The organism is Aquidulcibacter sp. (assembly GCF_020253525.1).
Taxonomy (GTDB): domain Bacteria; phylum Pseudomonadota; class Alphaproteobacteria; order Caulobacterales; family Aquidulcibacteraceae; genus Aquidulcibacter.
Genome location: NZ_JADCBK010000019.1, coordinates 1 through 17,341 on the forward strand (window position 1 = coordinate 1; position 17,341 = coordinate 17,341).

Here is a 17,341-nt window from a genome sequence, read left to right on the forward strand (position 1 = left end):
CGGGATTGGCCATGGCGAAAATAATCGGATTTGGAGCCATGCTTGCAACCATGGCTTGGCTGACCGCGCCCTTGGCAGAGAGGCCCAAGAAGCAGTCCGCACCCTTCATCGCCTCTTCCAATGTCCGAAGCGGCGTGTCGACGGCATGGGCGGACTTGAACTGGTCCATACCTTTTTCACGGCCTCGATAAACAACGCCATCACGGTCGCAGACAATAACGTTTTGATGCGGAACCCCCAAGGTCTTGATCAAAGAAATACAGGAAAGACCAGCCGCGCCAGCCCCTGACACGACGACTTTCAAATCCTTGAAGTCGCGTCCTGTAATCTCACACGCATTAATCAGGCCTGCTGCAGCAATAATCGCTGTACCATGCTGATCATCATGGAAGACCGGGATGTCGCATAATTCTTTGAGACGACTCTCAATAATAAAGCACTCGGGACTTTTTATGTCTTCCAGATTTATTCCACCGAAGGTGCAGGAAATATTTCGGACTGTCGTAATGATTTCCTCGGAATCCATTGAATCCAGCTCGATGTCGATGGAATCAATGTCGGCAAAGCGCTTAAAGAGGACTGATTTCCCTTCCATCACCGGCTTTGATGCCAGCGCGCCGAGATTACCCAAACCCAAGATTGCTGTACCATTTGAGATAACCGCGACCAAATTGCCCTTTGATGTATAGTCGTAGGCTGTGTCGGGGTCTTTTGAGATCGCGAGCACAGGCACCGCAACGCCGGGAGAATAGGCAAGCGACAAATCACGCTGAGTTGCCATAGGCTTCGAGGCAACTACAGATATCTTACCCGGAGTTGGCAGGCTGTGGAAATCGAGGGCTTCTTGGTCTGTGAATGTTTTGCGCTCGCTGCTCATCAGATACTTTTCGTCCTACGCTGTCCTATTTGATCCTTGCTAGACCGGGCTGAGCGTTCGATCAACGTGTGTCTACTTTGAAAACAGACTTTGACACTTTGCCAGCAGAAGAATCCGCAGCTAAACCCTTCTGATGATACCCTCTGGAACCACACCCGTCATGGCGCAGTATCTGGCCGCCAAAGAACAGCATCGCGATGCTTTGCTGTTTTTTCGCATGGGTGATTTCTACGAACTCTTCTTCGAAGATGCCAAAACCGCGGCTACGGCGCTCGATATTGCGTTGACTAAAAGAGGTCAGCATCTGGGGGAAGATATCGCGATGGCAGGTGTCCCGGCCCATTCTGCCGACGCATATATCGCAAAACTGGTCAAAAAAGGCTTCAAAATCGCAATTTGTGATCAAACCGAAGATGCAGCCGAAGCACGCAAGCGCGGCTCCAAATCGGTAGTGCGGCGGGACGTGGTTCGCATCATTACCCCGGGCACGTTGACTGAAGATGCTTTGTTGGACCCGCGTCACGCAAATCGACTCGCAGCACTGTCATACGCTGCAGGCGGGCTGGAAGCAGCTTTGGCCTGGGCCGATGTTTCGACTGGTGAATTTGCTGTGATGGAAGCTCCAGTCCAGCGCTTAATCGATGAAGCTTCGGCTTTATCGATTGGTGAGTTGGTTATTGTCGACAGCGATTTGGACAAAGCCAGTGCCAAAGCCATTGCAGCAGTTTCAGGTTCCGTCACACCAAGACCTTCCAAAACGGCTGACGCAAAATCGGCGGCGCGAACGTTGGAGATGGGTTTCGGCGTTCAGACACTGGATGGTTTTGGTACTTTCGGTAAAGCCGAACTGATCGCCTTAGGTCTCATCTATGATTACATCAGTTTAACCCAAGCTGGGCTAGCACCACGTTTGATGCCCCCTAAGCGCGTTGAGACATCAGGCATCATGGCAATAGATGCGACAACGCGAGTGAGTTTAGAGCTGGATCGCTCACAACGAGGGACTCGGGAAGGCTCGTTGCTTGCCGCAATTGATCGCACCCGCACCGCTGCTGGTGGCCGTCTGCTAGCAGAGCGGATTGGCCGACCTTTACTCGATCTACCTGTTATTAAAGCTCGCCTAAACTCGATTGAGTTTCTGGTCAGCGACAGCGATCAACGACGTGAGATACGCGAGACTTTAGGTCAAATCCCCGATGTGAGTCGCGCACTATCTCGACTTGAACTAGGCCGCGGCGGGCCACGTGACTTACGAGCGCTCGCGATTGCATTAGTTGAGGGCGATCATATTGGTGCGCGTCTCGCGATTGATTTGCCAGAGGAACTGGCACTGGCACGGAGGCATCTTAGCCTGATACACCAGCCTGCCTTGGCTGCGTTGGCGCATCGACTAATGGCCATGATCATTCCAGAGCCTGGGCTCCTAACGCGTGATGGAGGTTTCGTGGCAGGGGGCTTCGATCCAGTTTTGGACGAAATTCGCCAACTTTCGACGAATGCGAGACAAGTGGTTGCGAATCTTCAAGCAGAAGTCTCGCAGCAATCAGGCTTGCCTCTAAAAATCCGAAACAATGCGGTTTTGGGCTTTTTCATTGAGGCTACTCCCAAGCAAGCTGAAACGCTGATGAGCCCACCGCTCAATGCACTCTTCATCCACCGCCAAACGACTGCCAGCGCAGTTCGCTTTACGAATCAGAAGCTGATGGAATTGGATGGCCAAATCGCACGGGCGTCAGAACGCGCGTTCGCCCGAGAGCTTGAGCTATGGAACGAAGCCCTAGCAGAAGTGGTAGCCCACAGCGCAGGATTAAGAGCTGTTGGGGATGCCCTTGCGACCTTGGACGTAGCCGCGGGGCTTGCCGAGTGGGCAGTAGAGGTAGACGCCACACGTCCGTCGTTGGATGAGGGTCTGAGCTTTTCGGTTCGCGGGGGGCGGCACCCAGTTGTCGAAGCAGCCCTGCGAAAATCAGGAGAGATCTTTACCGCAAATGCCTGCCATCTTGATGGTAGCGGCACCGCAGCACCGCGACTAACCTTGATTACCGGCCCTAACATGGCTGGTAAATCGACCTATCTCAGGCAAAATGCGCTATTGGCAATTCTAGCCCAAGCAGGCAGTTTTGTGCCAGCTGAGTCTCTCCAAATGGGTCTTGTAGACCGGATTTTTTCCCGGGTCGGGGCATCTGATGACCTGGCAAAAGGGCGATCGACGTTTATGGTCGAAATGGTTGAGACGGCAACAATTTTGAACCGCGCCGGCCCCCGTGCGTTTGTTATTCTCGACGAAATAGGACGAGGCACATCGACTTATGACGGCTTAGCGATTGCCTGGGCGGTCGCAGAGCATCTGCATGAGTCCAATCAATGCCGCGCGTTATTTGCCACACATTATCATGAGTTGACCGCTCTGGCAGAACGTTTGCGTGCCTGTGGCAATGCGAGCCTGCGCGCTAAGGAGTGGAAAGGCGAGCTGGTCTTCCTGCATGAAGTGGTCGATGGGGCTGCAGACCGTTCATACGGCGTACAGGTAGCTAAGCTTGCAGGTTTGCCCCAAAGTGCGGTTGCCCGAGCAAAATCAGTTTTGGCCAAGCTAGAAAAAACCCAAAACAATGGCGGCCCAAGCGCATTAAATGACCTGCCACTGTTTGCTGCATCCAACTCGGTGCCTGAAAACTCTGCGGTGCCGAATGCCGTGGAACAAGCCTTGATGGACTTAGACCCGGACCAACTAACCCCTCGTGAGGCCTTAGACTTTGTCTATGCATTGAAAAAGATGCTCTAGCACCAACAAGTCGGTATTGTCGTGATTTTGTCACAATATTGAAGCGTGGATGTCATATCGGCAGACTAACGCACCATAAAATGCCCAAGCACCTATCTCGCGCAGCCGCCAAGTTTGGATTGTTGATATGACCTTCAAGCACTTTAGCCTCACTGCCCTGGCAATTGGCACCCTAATCTTATCTGGCTGCGATCAAAACGGTGGGCGAGACCGCGTAGCCGTTGTAGGTTCCTCGACCCTGTTTCCCTTCTCAGCTGCAGCTGCAGAACAATTCTCTGCTCGCGGCCGCTTTAAGACGCCACGCGTAGAATCTACCGGTACGGGTGGTGGCTTTGCCATTTTTTGTCGTGGATTAGGCCCAGGGTTCCCAGACATCTCGAATGCTTCACGCCGGATCAAAAAGGGTGAGTTTGAGACATGCCAAAAGAATGGTGTGACCGAGATTGTAGAGGTCAAACTTGGTTATGATGGGATTGTAATCGCTAATTCTAAGGCCGCGACCCCCGTGACCTTGACCAAGCAGGAAGTTTACCAAGCTTTGGCCAAAGAGATTTACGACCCTGTCAAGAAGGCCTTTATTCCAAATCCGCATCTGAAATGGAACGACATCAATCCTAATCTGCCATCTATCAAAATCGATGTGATGGGTCCTCCGCCGACATCCGGCACGCGCGACGCTTTTGCCGAGCTCGTCATGGCCAAGGGCGCTCAAGAAATCCCAGAGATGAAAGCTCTGAAGGAGAAGGATGACAAAGAGTTTCAAAAAAAAGCACTAACCCTTCGCGAAGATGGTGCTTGGAAGGATTCTGGAGAGAACGACAGCCTCATTGTGCAAGCTTTGTCGCGTTCACCCGAACAGTTTGGAGTTTTCGGCTTCTCGTCTTTTGAAGAAAACATGGACCGCCTGCAGGCTGCGCCCTTGAATGGTGTGGCACCCTCTGCGGAGGCGATTATTGACGGTAAGTATGCCGCGTCACGATCACTCTACTTCTATGTGAAGAAGGCCAATGTCGGTGTTGTGCCCGGTTTACAAGAATTTGCTATGGAGCTTTTGTCGGATCATGCGGCAGGTCTGCGGGGCTACCTCAGAGGCAGAGGCATGGTTCCCCTGCACCCCGACGAGCGTGCTGAGAATTTCCAAATTGCCAAAACTCTTCCAGCTATGAGCGCGCCTGAAAAATAAGGCCTTGTTTCGCGTGATAGGTTGTTGCACACAAATCTATGCGCCATTCACTTCTGCCCATCCTTGCCCTATGCTTCGCAACCATGAATTCAATGTCAGCTAAAGCATCAGGCTTTGAAGAGGCGACATCAAGGTTTGCCAGCCTTGCACTTTCGTGCATCCATACAGAATATCCGAACAAAATCGCTCATGTGTTGAATTCGGCTGAAGATGCAAAGACGCCTAGTCAGTTGACACCTGCGTTTTATGGTTGCTTCGACCATCATTCGTCGGTGCACGGACATTGGCTTTTGGCGCGTTTAGCGCGACTCTACCCTCAGGCAACTTATGCTCCTGCCGCCCGTCAAGCTTTGGCGAAGAGTCTAACCAAAGCCAATTTGGAAGCCGAGCTCGCCTACATGAACGCACCAGGCCGAGCCGGGTTTGAGCGCCCCTATGGCTTAGCTTGGATGCTGCAATTGGGTGCAGAATTGCGACAATGGGCAAAGCAAGATGCCAGCGTTGCAACATGGGCCGCTGATTTTGCGCCACTAGAACAGCGAGCGGCGGGCCAGCTGAAAAGCTGGCTGCCAAAGCTTAGAACCCCGATGCGAGTGGGGGAACATTCCCAAACCGCCTTTGCTTTAGGCCTTGCCCGCGACTGGGCGGTCGAAGTTCAAGATACAGCCTTTCTGGCCCTGATCGATGAACGAGCCATGACCTACTATGGCAATGACCGCGAATGCCCGTTACGGTTTGAGCCCGGCGGAGAAGATTTCGTATCCGCTTGTTTGGGTGAAGCAGATTTGATGCGCCGCGTTCTGCCACCGAAAGCCTATGCAAAATGGTTGAGCATCGCATTACCCACCATCCCCAAGACCGCAACCTCAGACTGGTTGCCTGTTGGCATTGTGACCGACCGAACCGACGGAAAGTTAGCCCATACCGATGGCCTCAACTTGTCGCGTGCTTGGATGTTGGAGGGGATGGCTGCAGGCCTCCCCGCATCAGATCAGCGGAAATTGGCATTGCTAGCTGCAGCCAAGGCTCATCGCGATATCGCATTGCCTGCTGTTACGGGCGAGCATTATGAAGGCGGTCATTGGTTGGGTACTTTTGCGACCTATCTGGTGACCCAGCGGGGACTGAGAGCTGGTCACTAAAGCAAGTATCAGCCCTTAGGTTTGGCTTTGAGAAATACACCAATATGGGTTGCGACCGGCCTCTCTGTACCCGGAATGCCGCTTTGAATGGGTCGATTCAAGACGCGAGGACCAAGTACGGGGTCGCGATAGACTAACGCGGTGGATCCACCACCATCAAGATTGATCGCATTGGCAGCGCCTAAAGCCTGCAGAATGTGGGCGGTCTCTGCGAAACTTGCGCCCTCGCTATATCCCTTTTGCCGGCCGTCAATCGTCACGAGCCAAAGGCGGTCACCAGTGGCATTCACGCCCAGAGCGGACCGGGGGTGACGGGTCAAGTTCTTTGGATCAACTTTGACGTCACCGGCCTGAACCAGTAATGGTCCAGCAGCGAGGCCGTTAGCAAAGCGATCAGGACAAGCCAAAGTTGCCAAAATCTGTACTTGCTTTCGGTCAAAGCACACGACAGCTTTGGCAACTCCAGCTGTTTCTAGCGCGGCGGCAGGTGAAACGACTCGACCATTGGACTTCGCAAAGCCTTGGGCGTCTTGCGCTTGGCCTTCGACTGCGACGACCGGGCCAAAGTAGCCGCCGTTGATTGCAACCACTGCTCCTGACTCTCGCAGATATGTCGATGTTGTCTTGGATCGGTATTCGGACGTGTCTGATGCATCACCGCCCGAAACAGCAATTGAAAGGCCTTGAGTCTTCAAGTCGACCTCGACGATGGCGACTTGCATAGGCACAGCGCCAGGCCACGCCCTCTGGCTATAGGAAATACCCTCTGCCACTAAATTCTTTGGCGGAGTTAGATCATAAGGCTTGCCCGATGACAGCGGCGCACCGCTGGCACAGGCTGAAAGCACCAGTGATGCGACTAGGATCAAATAGTTTTTCGTATGCATCATCGTATCGGTAATCCTCTCAGGGGCGACACTGCGCGCATCGCTATAGCTGTATTAACCCTAACGACGCTTGGGAGACGAGTGAGTACTTCACGGTGAATTCGTTCTAGATCCGCCACATCGCGGGCCGCGACCCGTAGCAAATAGTCGGAATCCCCTGTCATCAGCCAGCATTCCAAAACTTCTGGCGCGGCCCGCACGGCGCTCTCAAATGCTGCAAGGTCACGATCCGTCTGAGCACCCAGTGCGATTGATACAAACACCGTTAAACTAAAGCCCAAACTTGCTGCATTCAGCTCGGCTCGGTATCCTTCCAATACGCCTGACTTTTCCAAAACGTCCAGTCGTCGGCGGCACGCACTCTCTGACAAGGCAATTTTGTCCGCCAAAGCCGCAATACTCGCCCTCCCGTCTCGTTGTAACAGGCGAAGCAAAGCGCGGTCCTTGTCATCAAGCACAACGGATTCCATCGTAAAGCATCCTTTTCTTAGCGCTTTCAACTAACAAATCTGGAAAGCTTGAGCAAGTTTGCGCGGAACCGCCATTCGAAGCGTGCTAGCTTCGTTTAACACAGGAGACAGACATGAAAATTGGCGTGCCTAAGGAAATCAAGCCTCAAGAAAACCGCGTCGGCGCAACCCCGGGCACCGTCGCCCAGCTCGTTGCCGCGGGACATGAGGTCTTCGTCGAGTCCAATGCTGGTGCCGGAATTGGCGTTTCCAATGAAGCCTATGAAAAAGTGGGGGCGAAGATTCTCGCCGACGCTGACGCTGTTTTTGAAGCCGCAACCATGATTGTGAAGGTGAAAGAGCCTCAGCCAATCGAGTGTGCACGCTTAAAGCCGCACCATATCCTGTTCACCTATCTCCATTTAGCCCCCGATCCGGAGCAAGCCAAAGCGCTTATGGCTTCGGGCTGCACCGCAATTGCCTATGAAACCGTTGTGGGCCGCGATGGCGGGCTTCCGCTTCTGGCACCCATGTCCGAAGTTGCCGGCCGTATGGCGACCCAAGTTGGCGCGCATTGCCTTCTGAAGCCACAAGGTGGACTCGGGAAGCTTATGGGCGGTGTACCGGGGGTTGCCCCAGCTAAGGTCGTCATTTTGGGCGGCGGCGTGGCTGGCCTCAATGCGTGCGAAATCGCACACGGCATGCGTGCGGATGTGACTGTTTTTGACCGCTCTAAAGCCGCCTTGGTTGCGATTGATCGCCAATTTGGCGGCATGGTCACCACGTTGATGTCGACCCCGGATGCGGTTGAAGAGGCTTGCATCGAAGCGGACTTGGTCATTGGTGCTGTCTTGATCCCCGGTGCTTCGGCTCCCAAGCTTGTCACCAAGGACATGCTGTCACGGATGAAAGATGGATCTGTTCTCGTCGATATCTCGATTGACCAAGGCGGTTGTTTTGAAACCTCCCGCGCGACAACCCATGCAGAACCTACCTACTTAGTCGATGGCGTGGTTCATTATTGCGTAGCGAACATGCCTGGTGCTGCACCCTTGACCTCAACTTACGCCCTCAACGGCGTAACGGCTCCTTATATGTTGGCTTTGGCAAATAAAGGCGTTGATCAAGCCTTGGCCGAGGATCCAGGCTTTGCTCTGGGCCTGAATGTGCGGGGCGGGCAGATCATGCACCAAGCTGTGAAAGAAGCGCTCGGCCTTTAAGCTCCAGCTTTGAGCGGGAGAGCCAAACCGGCTCTCCCGTATCGGCTAGGTTAAGCCAAGCGGGTGGCAACTTCTTCCCCAATCGCGAAGGAAGAAGTTAGGCCCGGAGAGTCGATCCCGAACAAACAAACTAAGCCTTCGATTCCATGGCTCGTTTGATCCAGGATCCGAAAATCCTCAAACTGTTTGAGTGCATTGCCGATTTTCGGCCGAATACCGGTGTAATCCGGCTGCATCAGACTTTCATCCAAGCCCGGCCAATAAGCGCGGATCGACTCCGCAAAGATGGTCTTTCGGCTTTCATCGACGCGATAATCTAAAGTCTCAACTGGCTGAACATCCGGGCCAAAACGGGCATTGCCGCTCATATCCGGTGTCACATGAATGCCCAGCCCACCAGCTGATGGCATCGGATAGATCAGGTGCGAAAAGGGTGCCTTACCGTTGTAGGTAAAGTAATTGCCTTTTGCGAACTTGGTTTCTGGTACTAGGGCAGGATCAAGGCCCTCCACCGAAAGACCAGCTTGGGTAGACCAAAGACCGGCGGACAAAATGAGTTGACGCGTTGTCAACGTCATCGGCTCATCACCACCAACCCGAACTTCAAAACCACCAGAAATCGGTGTCGCGCCCAAGAAAGGTGCATTGCGAGCAAGTGCTCCCCCATGATCTTCGATCACCCCCAGCAGAGCCAACATATATGAATGACTGTCTACAATGCCGCTCGAAGGGGACCAAATAGCGGCCTCTGCAACGATCTCGGGCTCCATTTGTTTGATCTTGTCGGGGCCAATAATCTGCAAGTCCGGAATATCATTGGCATGGCCGCGATCATGGATAACTTGCAGAGCGGCGACATCAGAGGCCAAAGGGGCGACTATTAGTTTGCCAAGCGCCCGCGCGGATATCCCACGCTCAGCACAGAAGGCGTACATGGCATGTTTGCCCGCTACACAAAGGCGGGCTTTCAACGAACCCGTCGGGTAATACATGCCCGCATGTATGACTTCGGAATTGCGCGCTGACGTTTCTTCGCCAAAGCGTCCGTTCTTCTCAAGCACAATGACACTTTGACCGCGGGCAGCAAGCGCGCGGCCAACGGCTAGTCCCACCGCGCCGGCACCGACAACGATGACATCTGTGTCAGTCACGACCTAGCTTTCCTGCTAGACTTCAACACCAGTACCGATAGAGCATGCCACACCGGTCCCACCAATCCCACAATAGCCTCCAGGATTTTTGGCCAAGTATTGTTGGTGATAATCTTCAGCATAATAGAATTCCGGTGCCTGCATCACTTCGGTTGTAATCGGGCCGTAGCCAGATGTTGCCAAGGCCTTTGCATACTGGGCACGCGCAGCTTCGGCAACCTGCAAGTCCTGAATATCATTCACATAAATGCCAGACCGATATTGGGTGCCAATGTCGCCTCCCTGGCGCATACCCTGCGTCGGATCGTGACTCTCGAAAAAAACCTTCAGTAAGCCCTCTAAAGTAATCTCATTGGGGTCATATACCACCAGAACCACTTCATTATGTCCTGTCATGCCACTGCAGACTTCTTCATAGGTTGGATTTGGCGTATAGCCAGCGCTATAGCCCACCGCCGTTGAGTAAACGCCAGGCGTCTGCCAGAATTTCCGCTCTGCACCCCAGAAGCAACCTAAACCGAAAGTCACTGTCTTGAGGTTCTGCGGCCAAGGGCCCTTTAAAGCCCGACCATTGACAAAGTGACGGGCGGGCACATCTAGCGGTGTAGGTCTGCCCTTCAAAGCTTCGTGAGCCGCTGGCATTTGTAATTTCTTCTGTTTGGAAAATAGCATAGTAATCGCTCCAGAGCTTTCCTAGATATAGGTCTTAAGATCGTTTACGCCAGATGCGTCTTTCGGGTTGCGTGTCAGTCTTTGATTAATCACATTCTGCCACACCTACTAGGATGAGTATGACAGCTGAACTTGCCACTCCGCGATTGCTTCCCCGCCGTTTTGGTTTGAGCAAACCAAAGTTGGAGGTGCATGAAGGTGATTTGGCGCGCGCTGATCTAATTTTGTCGCGTGCTACCTATTGCGACCCGCAGTCCAACGCAGCCCTGTTAGGCGACAAGCGGTTGTTGTTTTCTCCGTCGGGTCGCAGCTTCTTAAGCTTTGCTCCAAAAGGGCGGACTTGGCTGGCCTTTGGTGCGCCAGTTGGCCAAGCTGAAGAAGCAACCAGCCTTGCACAGCGCTTTATCCATCTAGCTCGAAATCGTGGTGCAAAGCCGGCATTTTATGGGATTGGTCCAAATTTTGACCCCATTGCTGAAGCGCTGAATCTGCACAAGGTAAAGACGGGCGAACGCGCAATTTTAGACCTCACGACTTTTTCCCTCGACGGCAAACAACGCCAAGTCATTCGGACCCACCGCAATCGACACATTAAGAACCAATTTAGCGTGCGGATTGAAGGTCCGGGTGCCGTGCGTGCTAATCTCGCTCGTTTGCAGACAATTTCTGACCAATGGCTGGCTCATCAGGCAGGGGGTGAAAAGGGCTTTGGGCTAGGCCGATTTGATGTCCACTATATCGATCGACTGCCTTTGGCGACCGTGCGTGCAGCCGATGGCCATATTGCCGCCTTTGCCTGCCTTTGGCCTACCGCAGACAAATCTCGCATAGGCGTTGACCTGATGCGTTATGGAGAAGACGCACCGAACGGCGTGATGGATTATCTCTTCGCAGAGCTTTTCTTGTGGGCCAAATCGGAAGGCTATCAGGCGTTTGACTTGAATACTTCGCCTTTGGCTGGCGTCGAGCCATGTAGCCGCTCGCCTTTCGTCACCAATCTCGCCAAGCTGATGTACGAGCATGGCGAGAAGCTGTACAATTTCCAAGGGGTCCGGCGGTTCAAAAACAAATTCCATCCGGACTGGGAGGATGTGTATTTGGCCGCCCCAAAGGGTGTCTCACATTTTGTAGCTTTGGCGCGCGCGACCCTATTGATCAATCGGCCACAATAGCTGCTCAGCCCGTACGCCAATATCCGCACTCGACTTCACAGAAAGCCCGGCTAGAGTGTTCGCATGCGTACGATCCTCTTTGCCTTTCTGTCGTTTGTGACCTTATGTGTCAGTCCTGTTTCTGTAACAGCCAAGTCCCTCCAGCCTGAGATCGGTAAAGGTTGGCAAGAGGTGGTTGTTCATGTCGCAAACCCTGCCCCTTGGGTTAGCTTCTTTACAGAAGACGCGGGTTGGAAGGTGGCTTCACGTGGGCCGATCGACCCTATTGTTCTCAAGGCTTGGAAGTTAGAAGGCAATGTTACCGGCACAGAGGTGCTACTGGTGAATGAAGGTGACGCAAAAGGTTGGATCCGCTTGGTCACCTTGAAGGGCGTTAAATCAGAGCCAATCCGGCCGGCGGCACAGGCTTGGGATCCGGGTGGCTGGTTTTCGCTTATGACCCGCTCACGAGACGCGACTACGATTTATAACAAGGCGATTTCCCGTGGCTGGACCGCTTACAATAGTCCACAAGAGTTCAGCTTCGGTGGCGTTCAATTACGCAATGTCGTGATCCGCGGACCTGATGGCGTCAATGTGTCGATCTATGAGCGGTTGGCACCTAAACTGGAAGGGTGGGAGACCATTAAGGGCATCAGTCGGGTGTTCAATGTCATGACTATGGTCAAGGATTTCGAAGCCGAACGCGCTTTCTTCCAAGAGGGCTTGGGCTTTGGCGCTTGGTTCATTGGCAATTATGAAGATACGACCGAAGTCGCCACCAATTTCGGCTTGCCCGTCAATTTCTCAACTCAAATCCCGCGCCGATCAGGGATTTTATGGGAGACCCAAAGCGAAGATGGTCGGGTTGAGCTGATGCGCTTTGTCGGTCTCGAAGGGGTAGACCATGCCTCCCGCGCCCGCTTTTCAAATCGCGGGATTGTCGCAATTCGGCTGCCCGTTCCAAATCTGGAAGCATGGATCGCCAAGGTGCGGGCCAAGGGCATCGAGGTAAATGGCACGAATCTGACAGCGCACCTCGCGCCATATGGCCGGGTGAAAACAGCTTGGGTGCAATCCCCAAATGGCGGAATCGTCGAAGCTTTTGAAGTCCTGCCCTAGAGGGAATCGCCAAGGTTTGGAGGCCCGAAGGCTGCGATCAGTTTCGCAAAAGCCGCTTCCCGCATCTCGGCCATAGTTGCTCCAGATTCCTTCTGTTTCAGGCGCTCAGCGGCAAGAGTCTCCATCATCTCATCCCAAGCCTCTGGGAATGTGGCAGCCAAGCGTTCCCGCACAAATGAGGCCGCCGCGGGGCTACCGCCACCGGTCCCCGCGCTCAATACTAAACGGCCGCGACGGACCACTGCAGGCGTATGGAAGTCACAAAGGGGAAGAACGTCCTCTGTATTGAGAAGGACCTTTGCAGCGCGCGCCGCAGCCCCTAAAGCCTCGGCCTCTGCCGGCTCGAGATCTGCCACCCACAACACTTGCAGGGAGGCCAAATCATCCGCATTGGGCAAACGTGCAATCAGATCAGTGCCTGCCGCCGCCGCAAGGTCTGGTCCGGGGCAATCAGAGAAGAGCAAGGGGGTAACACCTAGACCCTGAAACCATCCCAAACGGCGAACGGCCAGGGGGCCGCGCCCCACCAGGCCGATCTGAGTCTGCGCTGGGTCTAAATGAATTGGGATCATACCGGCACCTTTTCAACTTTGGGCACCATTTAGGCGTCTTTCTGGTGAGATTGAAGCCCACACGAGGCCTAGGACTAAATGCCGCGCCGATTACGGTTGTGATTGCTCGACGCGGCTTCGGAATTGGCGCAAATAACCAGCTCACGATTTCTTGATAAAGGAATAAAGCCCCATGCCCCGACATCATGGACATACCGAACGCCACGCCATTGCTCGCATTGGCTGGCTTCGCGCCGCCGTTCTGGGTGCCAATGATGGCATTGTATCAACTGCAAGTCTTATTGTGGGTGTAGCTGCCGCAGCAGCAGCCCGGGACTCCATCCTCTTAACAGGTGTCGCAGGCTTAGTGGCTGGCGCTATGTCCATGGCAGCGGGCGAATATGTCTCGGTTAGCTCGCAAGCCGATAGTGAGGCTGCCGATATCTCGAAGGAGCGTCAAGAACTGCTTGAGACCCCGGATCACGAACTTGCCGAACTGACGGCAATCTACATAGCTCGAGGTCTCGAACGGGACCTTGCGCATCAGGTCGCCGTCCAAATGACTGCCCATGATGCGTTGGCCGCCCACACGCGGGACGAATTGGGCATTAGCGAACACACCACCGCCAAGCCCATTCAAGCTGCTTTGACGTCTGCCGCCACCTTTAGCGTTGGAGCAGCCTTGCCCTTGGCAACCGTAATGCTTGTTCCAGCGACGATCATTATACCGGCTGTGTCGATTAGCGCACTTGTTTTTCTTGGAGTTCTTGGCGGACTAGGCGCAACCACCGGCGGCGCTAAACCCTTACCCGCTGTTTTGCGCGTGACGTTCTGGGGGGCACTGGCGATGGGGCTGACCGCAGGAATCGGCCATATGATTGGCGGGGCGATCTAAAGCATCGCTTTTTCCAGCTGCGGATGTGTGTCATTTTGGCAATGATGCTCAAGAAACGTGCACACGGCGTGATCACATTGACGAAGTTGAGCTTCTTATAGCCGTTTGGGCACCTCGCGACCCCACCGCCGCGCTTGCGCGGCTACGCAACACGAGATTAGTATATCCTTTCTGATGGGGGCATCGGCAGTCACTGGCATCTGCGTCATGACCGAGATTCCCATACCTTTTGATGTTTTCGCATTGAGCTTTGGGAGAATGAGCCATGAAACTTCGCAACTGGGCACAGGTCGGTTTGTTGACCTGCTTAGCCGGCCCCGCGTTGGCACAAACAGCTGCCACCACACCAGAGGCCGAGGCCAAGCCGGTCGAAACGATTATCGTGACCGGATCTAGCATCCGTCGGCAAGTCGAAACGAGTGCCCTGCCTTTGCAGATCGTTAGCCGAGACGATCTGAGACGCGAAGGTATCTCCAGCCCCGAGCAATTGATCGCTTATCTGACAGCCAACGTTGCCGGTATCGACAACCTAGCTTCCAACGCTGACGTAACTGAGAATCGTGGCGCTCGTGGTGGCTCATTTGCAAACCTGCGCGGCCAAGGCTCGGCGGGGACTTTGATCCTACTCAATGGGCGTCGCGTCGCGGCGCACGGGATCAATGGTGGCGCAGTTGATATCAACCAATTGCCCGTTGCCGCCATGCAGCGCATCGACGTTCTGAAAGATGGGGCATCGGCAATTTATGGTACCGATGCCATCGGTGGCGTTATCAACTTCATCACGCGGACAGATTTCCAAGGCCTGAATGCGCGCGTCTTCACCGATGTAACAGAGCAGGGCGGCGGGAACATTTATCAAGCCTCATTGTTGGGCGGGTATGGGGATATCTCGACCCAAAACTTCAATATTATGGCAACCGTCAGCTATCGGAAAAACGAAGAATTGCTGGCTAGTGAGCGTGACTTTATCGACACTTTCCAAATCAATCGTGGTCTGTCCGTCGACACACGCGGAACGCCATTCGGGACTATTTTCCCGCTGGCGACCACCTCAGCCACGCCCTTTACGCCTAACGGCACACTCTGGGGCACTGCCACAACTGCACCGCTGGTCCCAGGGTCAACGACGCTTCGCTACACCAATGGTGTGAACCCATTGGCTTTACCAGGTGGTCTTGGCTGTTCAGCCATTAAAGATTTGGACGATTATGCGGAACAGCTTTGGTTCTCGCCCACCAATTCGGTAACGGCAAGTTTGGCTTGTTCCTGGGATTCTGGGGAGCAAGCCAGCATTCAACAAGAGCAAGAGACCTTAAACGGTCTGGTCCGTGCTGTTTATCGTCTCGGCAATCATCAGATTGTTGGTGAATTCACCGCTTCAGACGCTACCGCTGACAACCGTTTCTCGCACATTCAGCTCATTCCCAATGCGACGGCAATCACCGGCCCTGACTCAACCTCATTGAACTTCGCTTATTTCCGCGTTCCAGGTGTCAATGAGGCAATCTATGACCGGATCGCAAATGCGCTGGTGGCAGCCTTCCCAACCGATACGGCTTTGGCTGGTCGCCGCGCGCTGAACCTGCCAATTGCAATGCGCTGGCGCTGTATTGAGTGCGGACGTCGTGAAATCAGCACCAATACCAAAACCAGCCGCTTCTTCTTGGGTGCCGATGGGCCCTTGCCATTTGGTGACTGGAACTATCGCGTTGGTGCTTCTCAAGCCACCAGTGAAGCGGAATCAACTTTGGGCAGCGGGTATTATTACCGCAACGCACTCACGGTTAATGGTGTTCAGCGGAACAACGGCATCGTGAATGTGTTCAACTCTGGGGTCATCAATCCATTCCTATTGCCCGGCCAACAGCAAACTGCCGCCGCTCTTGCGGCACTCGAAACAGCCTCTGCTCGCGGTGTCACTCTGTTTGGTGGCAAGTTCACCGTCACCCAATTTGACGGATCTATGTCCGGGCCGATTTTTGACCTTCCAGGCGGCAAAGCCTACGCGGCTATTGGCTTCGACTTCCGTACAGAAGAGTACGAGTTCAATGGCGATCGTCGTGTTGCTGCAGAACGGGCCAACATTCTGGGCGCCCCGTTTGATGATGCCAATGCTCTCAGCGCCGTAAGCCGGGATGTGAAGGCTGTGTTTGCCGAAATGGTTTTCCCAGTCCTCGAGAACCTTGAATTCACCATTGCCGGACGGGTTGACGAATATGACGGATTTGGTCGGACAACCAATCCAAAATACTCATTCAAATATAAGCCATTGGACATGTTGTTATTCCGCGGCTCTTACAGCACTGGGTTCCGCGTTCCATCGTTCAACCAAATCTATAATGGTGTGACGGCGGTCGACTTGGCCTTGGGCTCAGCAGTGGTAGATCCCAAAACCTGCCCAACCTTGGTTGTTTCCACCTTGCCCGGATGCGGAAACATTTTGGACCTCGGGCCAGTCCGTGAAATCACTGGCGGCAATCTGGGCCTCGGCCCAGAAGAGGCTGAGAATCTTTCCTTTGGCTTTGTCTTGAATTTTGCCAAGAATGCTTCGGCTTCGGTCGATTGGTGGCGGATTGAGCGTACGGGCACAATTGCAACCCTGACCCGCACGCAATTGCAACAGAACTATGCTGACTTCGAGGACAAATTCGTCCGCGACCCTGTGTCGGGCCGAATCATAACCATCGATCGCCGTATCTTGAACGCTGGCGGCAATTTGATGGAAGGTATGGAAATCAGCTTGCGAAATAGCGGTGAGATCATGGGCACGAAGTGGAGCGCAGCGCTCGACGGTACCCACATTATCAACCGCCAATCTAAGCTTCTGCCATCAGCACCCTATGGTGCCAATGAAGTTGACAGATGGACTCGCTTCCAGGACTTGACCCTGTCTTGGCGTCATAATGCCTATGTGACGCTGACCCGCGGTGACTGGTCAGCGACTTTGTCGCAGTCCTTTACCCCGAGCTATCTAGACAATGCGAACTATCTGGGCATTGCGTCAGGTGTTTTCGTGCCGACGAATTATCAGCAACGGGTAAAAAGCTACACGCGGTACAATACCACTGTGACCTATCGCGGGATCAAGAATATGGTGATCACCGGCGGGATCAAGAACCTGTTGAACGAAGATCCACCCTTCACCTTGAGCTATGATTCTGACTTGGGCAGCGGTAGCTCGTGGGACCCACGTGTAACCGATCCACGCGGCCGCGCGTTCACGCTTAGCCTCGAATATGAATTCTAAAGCCAGACCTGC

Annotated in this window: 14 protein-coding genes; 8 read left to right on the forward strand and 6 right to left on the reverse strand. The window is 53.9% G+C overall.

From position 1 onward, the window contains the following. The coding region (locus IOB61_RS02515; protein WP_290811692.1) for a malic enzyme-like NAD(P)-binding protein at positions 1-877 on the reverse strand (877 nt) is incomplete at its 3' end. A 133-nt stretch (positions 878-1,010) separates the two neighbouring features. Here IOB61_RS02515 and mutS point away from each other — a divergent pair. The 3 genes from mutS to IOB61_RS02530 all read left to right on the forward strand — a co-directional run bounded on the left by mutS (position 1,011) and on the right by IOB61_RS02530 (position 5,984). Then, positions 1,011-3,659, forward strand: coding sequence for a DNA mismatch repair protein MutS (mutS, locus tag IOB61_RS02520; protein ID WP_290811694.1), 2,649 nt, complete (start codon positions 1,011-1,013; stop codon positions 3,657-3,659). A gap of 127 nt (positions 3,660-3,786) precedes the next feature. Next, the gene (locus IOB61_RS02525; RefSeq protein WP_290811696.1) at positions 3,787-4,842 is read left to right on the forward strand and encodes a substrate-binding domain-containing protein; all 1,056 of its coding nucleotides are present in this window, start codon (positions 3,787-3,789) and stop codon (positions 4,840-4,842) included. A gap of 83 nt (positions 4,843-4,925) precedes the next feature. Beyond that, positions 4,926-5,984, forward strand: a complete 1,059-nt coding sequence (locus IOB61_RS02530; RefSeq protein WP_290811698.1) for a DUF2891 domain-containing protein — start codon at positions 4,926-4,928, stop codon at positions 5,982-5,984. An 8-nt stretch (positions 5,985-5,992) separates the two neighbouring features. On the opposite strand, the gene IOB61_RS02535 is transcribed toward IOB61_RS02530, so the two are convergent. After that, positions 5,993-6,874, reverse strand: coding sequence for a phosphodiester glycosidase family protein (locus tag IOB61_RS02535; RefSeq protein ID WP_290811700.1), 882 nt, complete (start codon positions 6,872-6,874; stop codon positions 5,993-5,995). Continuing rightward, on the reverse strand, positions 6,871-7,341 hold the full coding sequence (locus IOB61_RS02540; protein ID WP_290811703.1) for an Lrp/AsnC family transcriptional regulator: 471 nt from the start codon (positions 7,339-7,341) through the stop codon (positions 6,871-6,873). Before IOB61_RS02540 ends, IOB61_RS02535 begins: the two co-directional genes overlap by 4 nt. Positions 7,342-7,454: 113 nt before the next feature. Here IOB61_RS02540 and ald point away from each other — a divergent pair, with 113 nt between their 5' ends. Continuing rightward, positions 7,455-8,540, forward strand: coding sequence for an alanine dehydrogenase (gene ald, locus IOB61_RS02545; protein ID WP_290811706.1), 1,086 nt, complete (start codon positions 7,455-7,457; stop codon positions 8,538-8,540). 50 nt (positions 8,541-8,590) lie between these two features. Here the strand turns inward: ald and IOB61_RS02550 are convergent, their stop codons facing one another. Beyond that, the gene (locus IOB61_RS02550) at positions 8,591-9,691 is read right to left on the reverse strand and encodes an NAD(P)/FAD-dependent oxidoreductase (protein ID WP_290811710.1); all 1,101 of its coding nucleotides are present in this window, start codon (positions 9,689-9,691) and stop codon (positions 8,591-8,593) included. A gap of 15 nt (positions 9,692-9,706) precedes the next feature. Beyond that, complete coding sequence (msrA, locus tag IOB61_RS02555; protein WP_290811714.1) at positions 9,707-10,363, reverse strand: peptide-methionine (S)-S-oxide reductase MsrA; 657 nt, start codon at positions 10,361-10,363, stop codon at positions 9,707-9,709. Positions 10,364-10,482: 119 nt separating this feature from the next. On the opposite strand from msrA, the gene IOB61_RS02560 reads away from it, so the two are divergent. Continuing rightward, on the forward strand, positions 10,483-11,535 hold the full coding sequence (locus IOB61_RS02560; RefSeq protein ID WP_290811717.1) for a phosphatidylglycerol lysyltransferase domain-containing protein: 1,053 nt from the start codon (positions 10,483-10,485) through the stop codon (positions 11,533-11,535). Between the two features lie 63 nt (positions 11,536-11,598). Continuing rightward, positions 11,599-12,636 (forward strand): hypothetical protein, encoded by a 1,038-nt coding sequence (locus IOB61_RS02565; RefSeq protein WP_290811720.1) that lies wholly within the window; start codon positions 11,599-11,601, stop codon positions 12,634-12,636. Here the strand turns inward: IOB61_RS02565 and IOB61_RS02570 are convergent. Then, on the reverse strand, positions 12,633-13,208 hold the full coding sequence (locus IOB61_RS02570; protein WP_290811723.1) for an NAD(P)-dependent oxidoreductase: 576 nt from the start codon (positions 13,206-13,208) through the stop codon (positions 12,633-12,635). The two genes, IOB61_RS02565 and IOB61_RS02570, sit on opposite strands and share 4 nt — an antisense overlap. Positions 13,209-13,380: 172 nt before the next feature. On the opposite strand from IOB61_RS02570, the gene IOB61_RS02575 reads away from it, so the two are divergent. Together IOB61_RS02575 and IOB61_RS02580 are read left to right on the forward strand one after the other, a co-directional pair. Then, the gene (locus tag IOB61_RS02575) at positions 13,381-14,082 is read left to right on the forward strand and encodes a VIT family protein (RefSeq protein WP_290811726.1); all 702 of its coding nucleotides are present in this window, start codon (positions 13,381-13,383) and stop codon (positions 14,080-14,082) included. Positions 14,083-14,347: 265 nt separating this feature from the next. After that, positions 14,348-17,329, forward strand: a complete 2,982-nt coding sequence (locus IOB61_RS02580) for a TonB-dependent receptor (RefSeq protein WP_290811728.1) — start codon at positions 14,348-14,350, stop codon at positions 17,327-17,329. Positions 17,330-17,341: the final 12 nt, after the last annotated feature.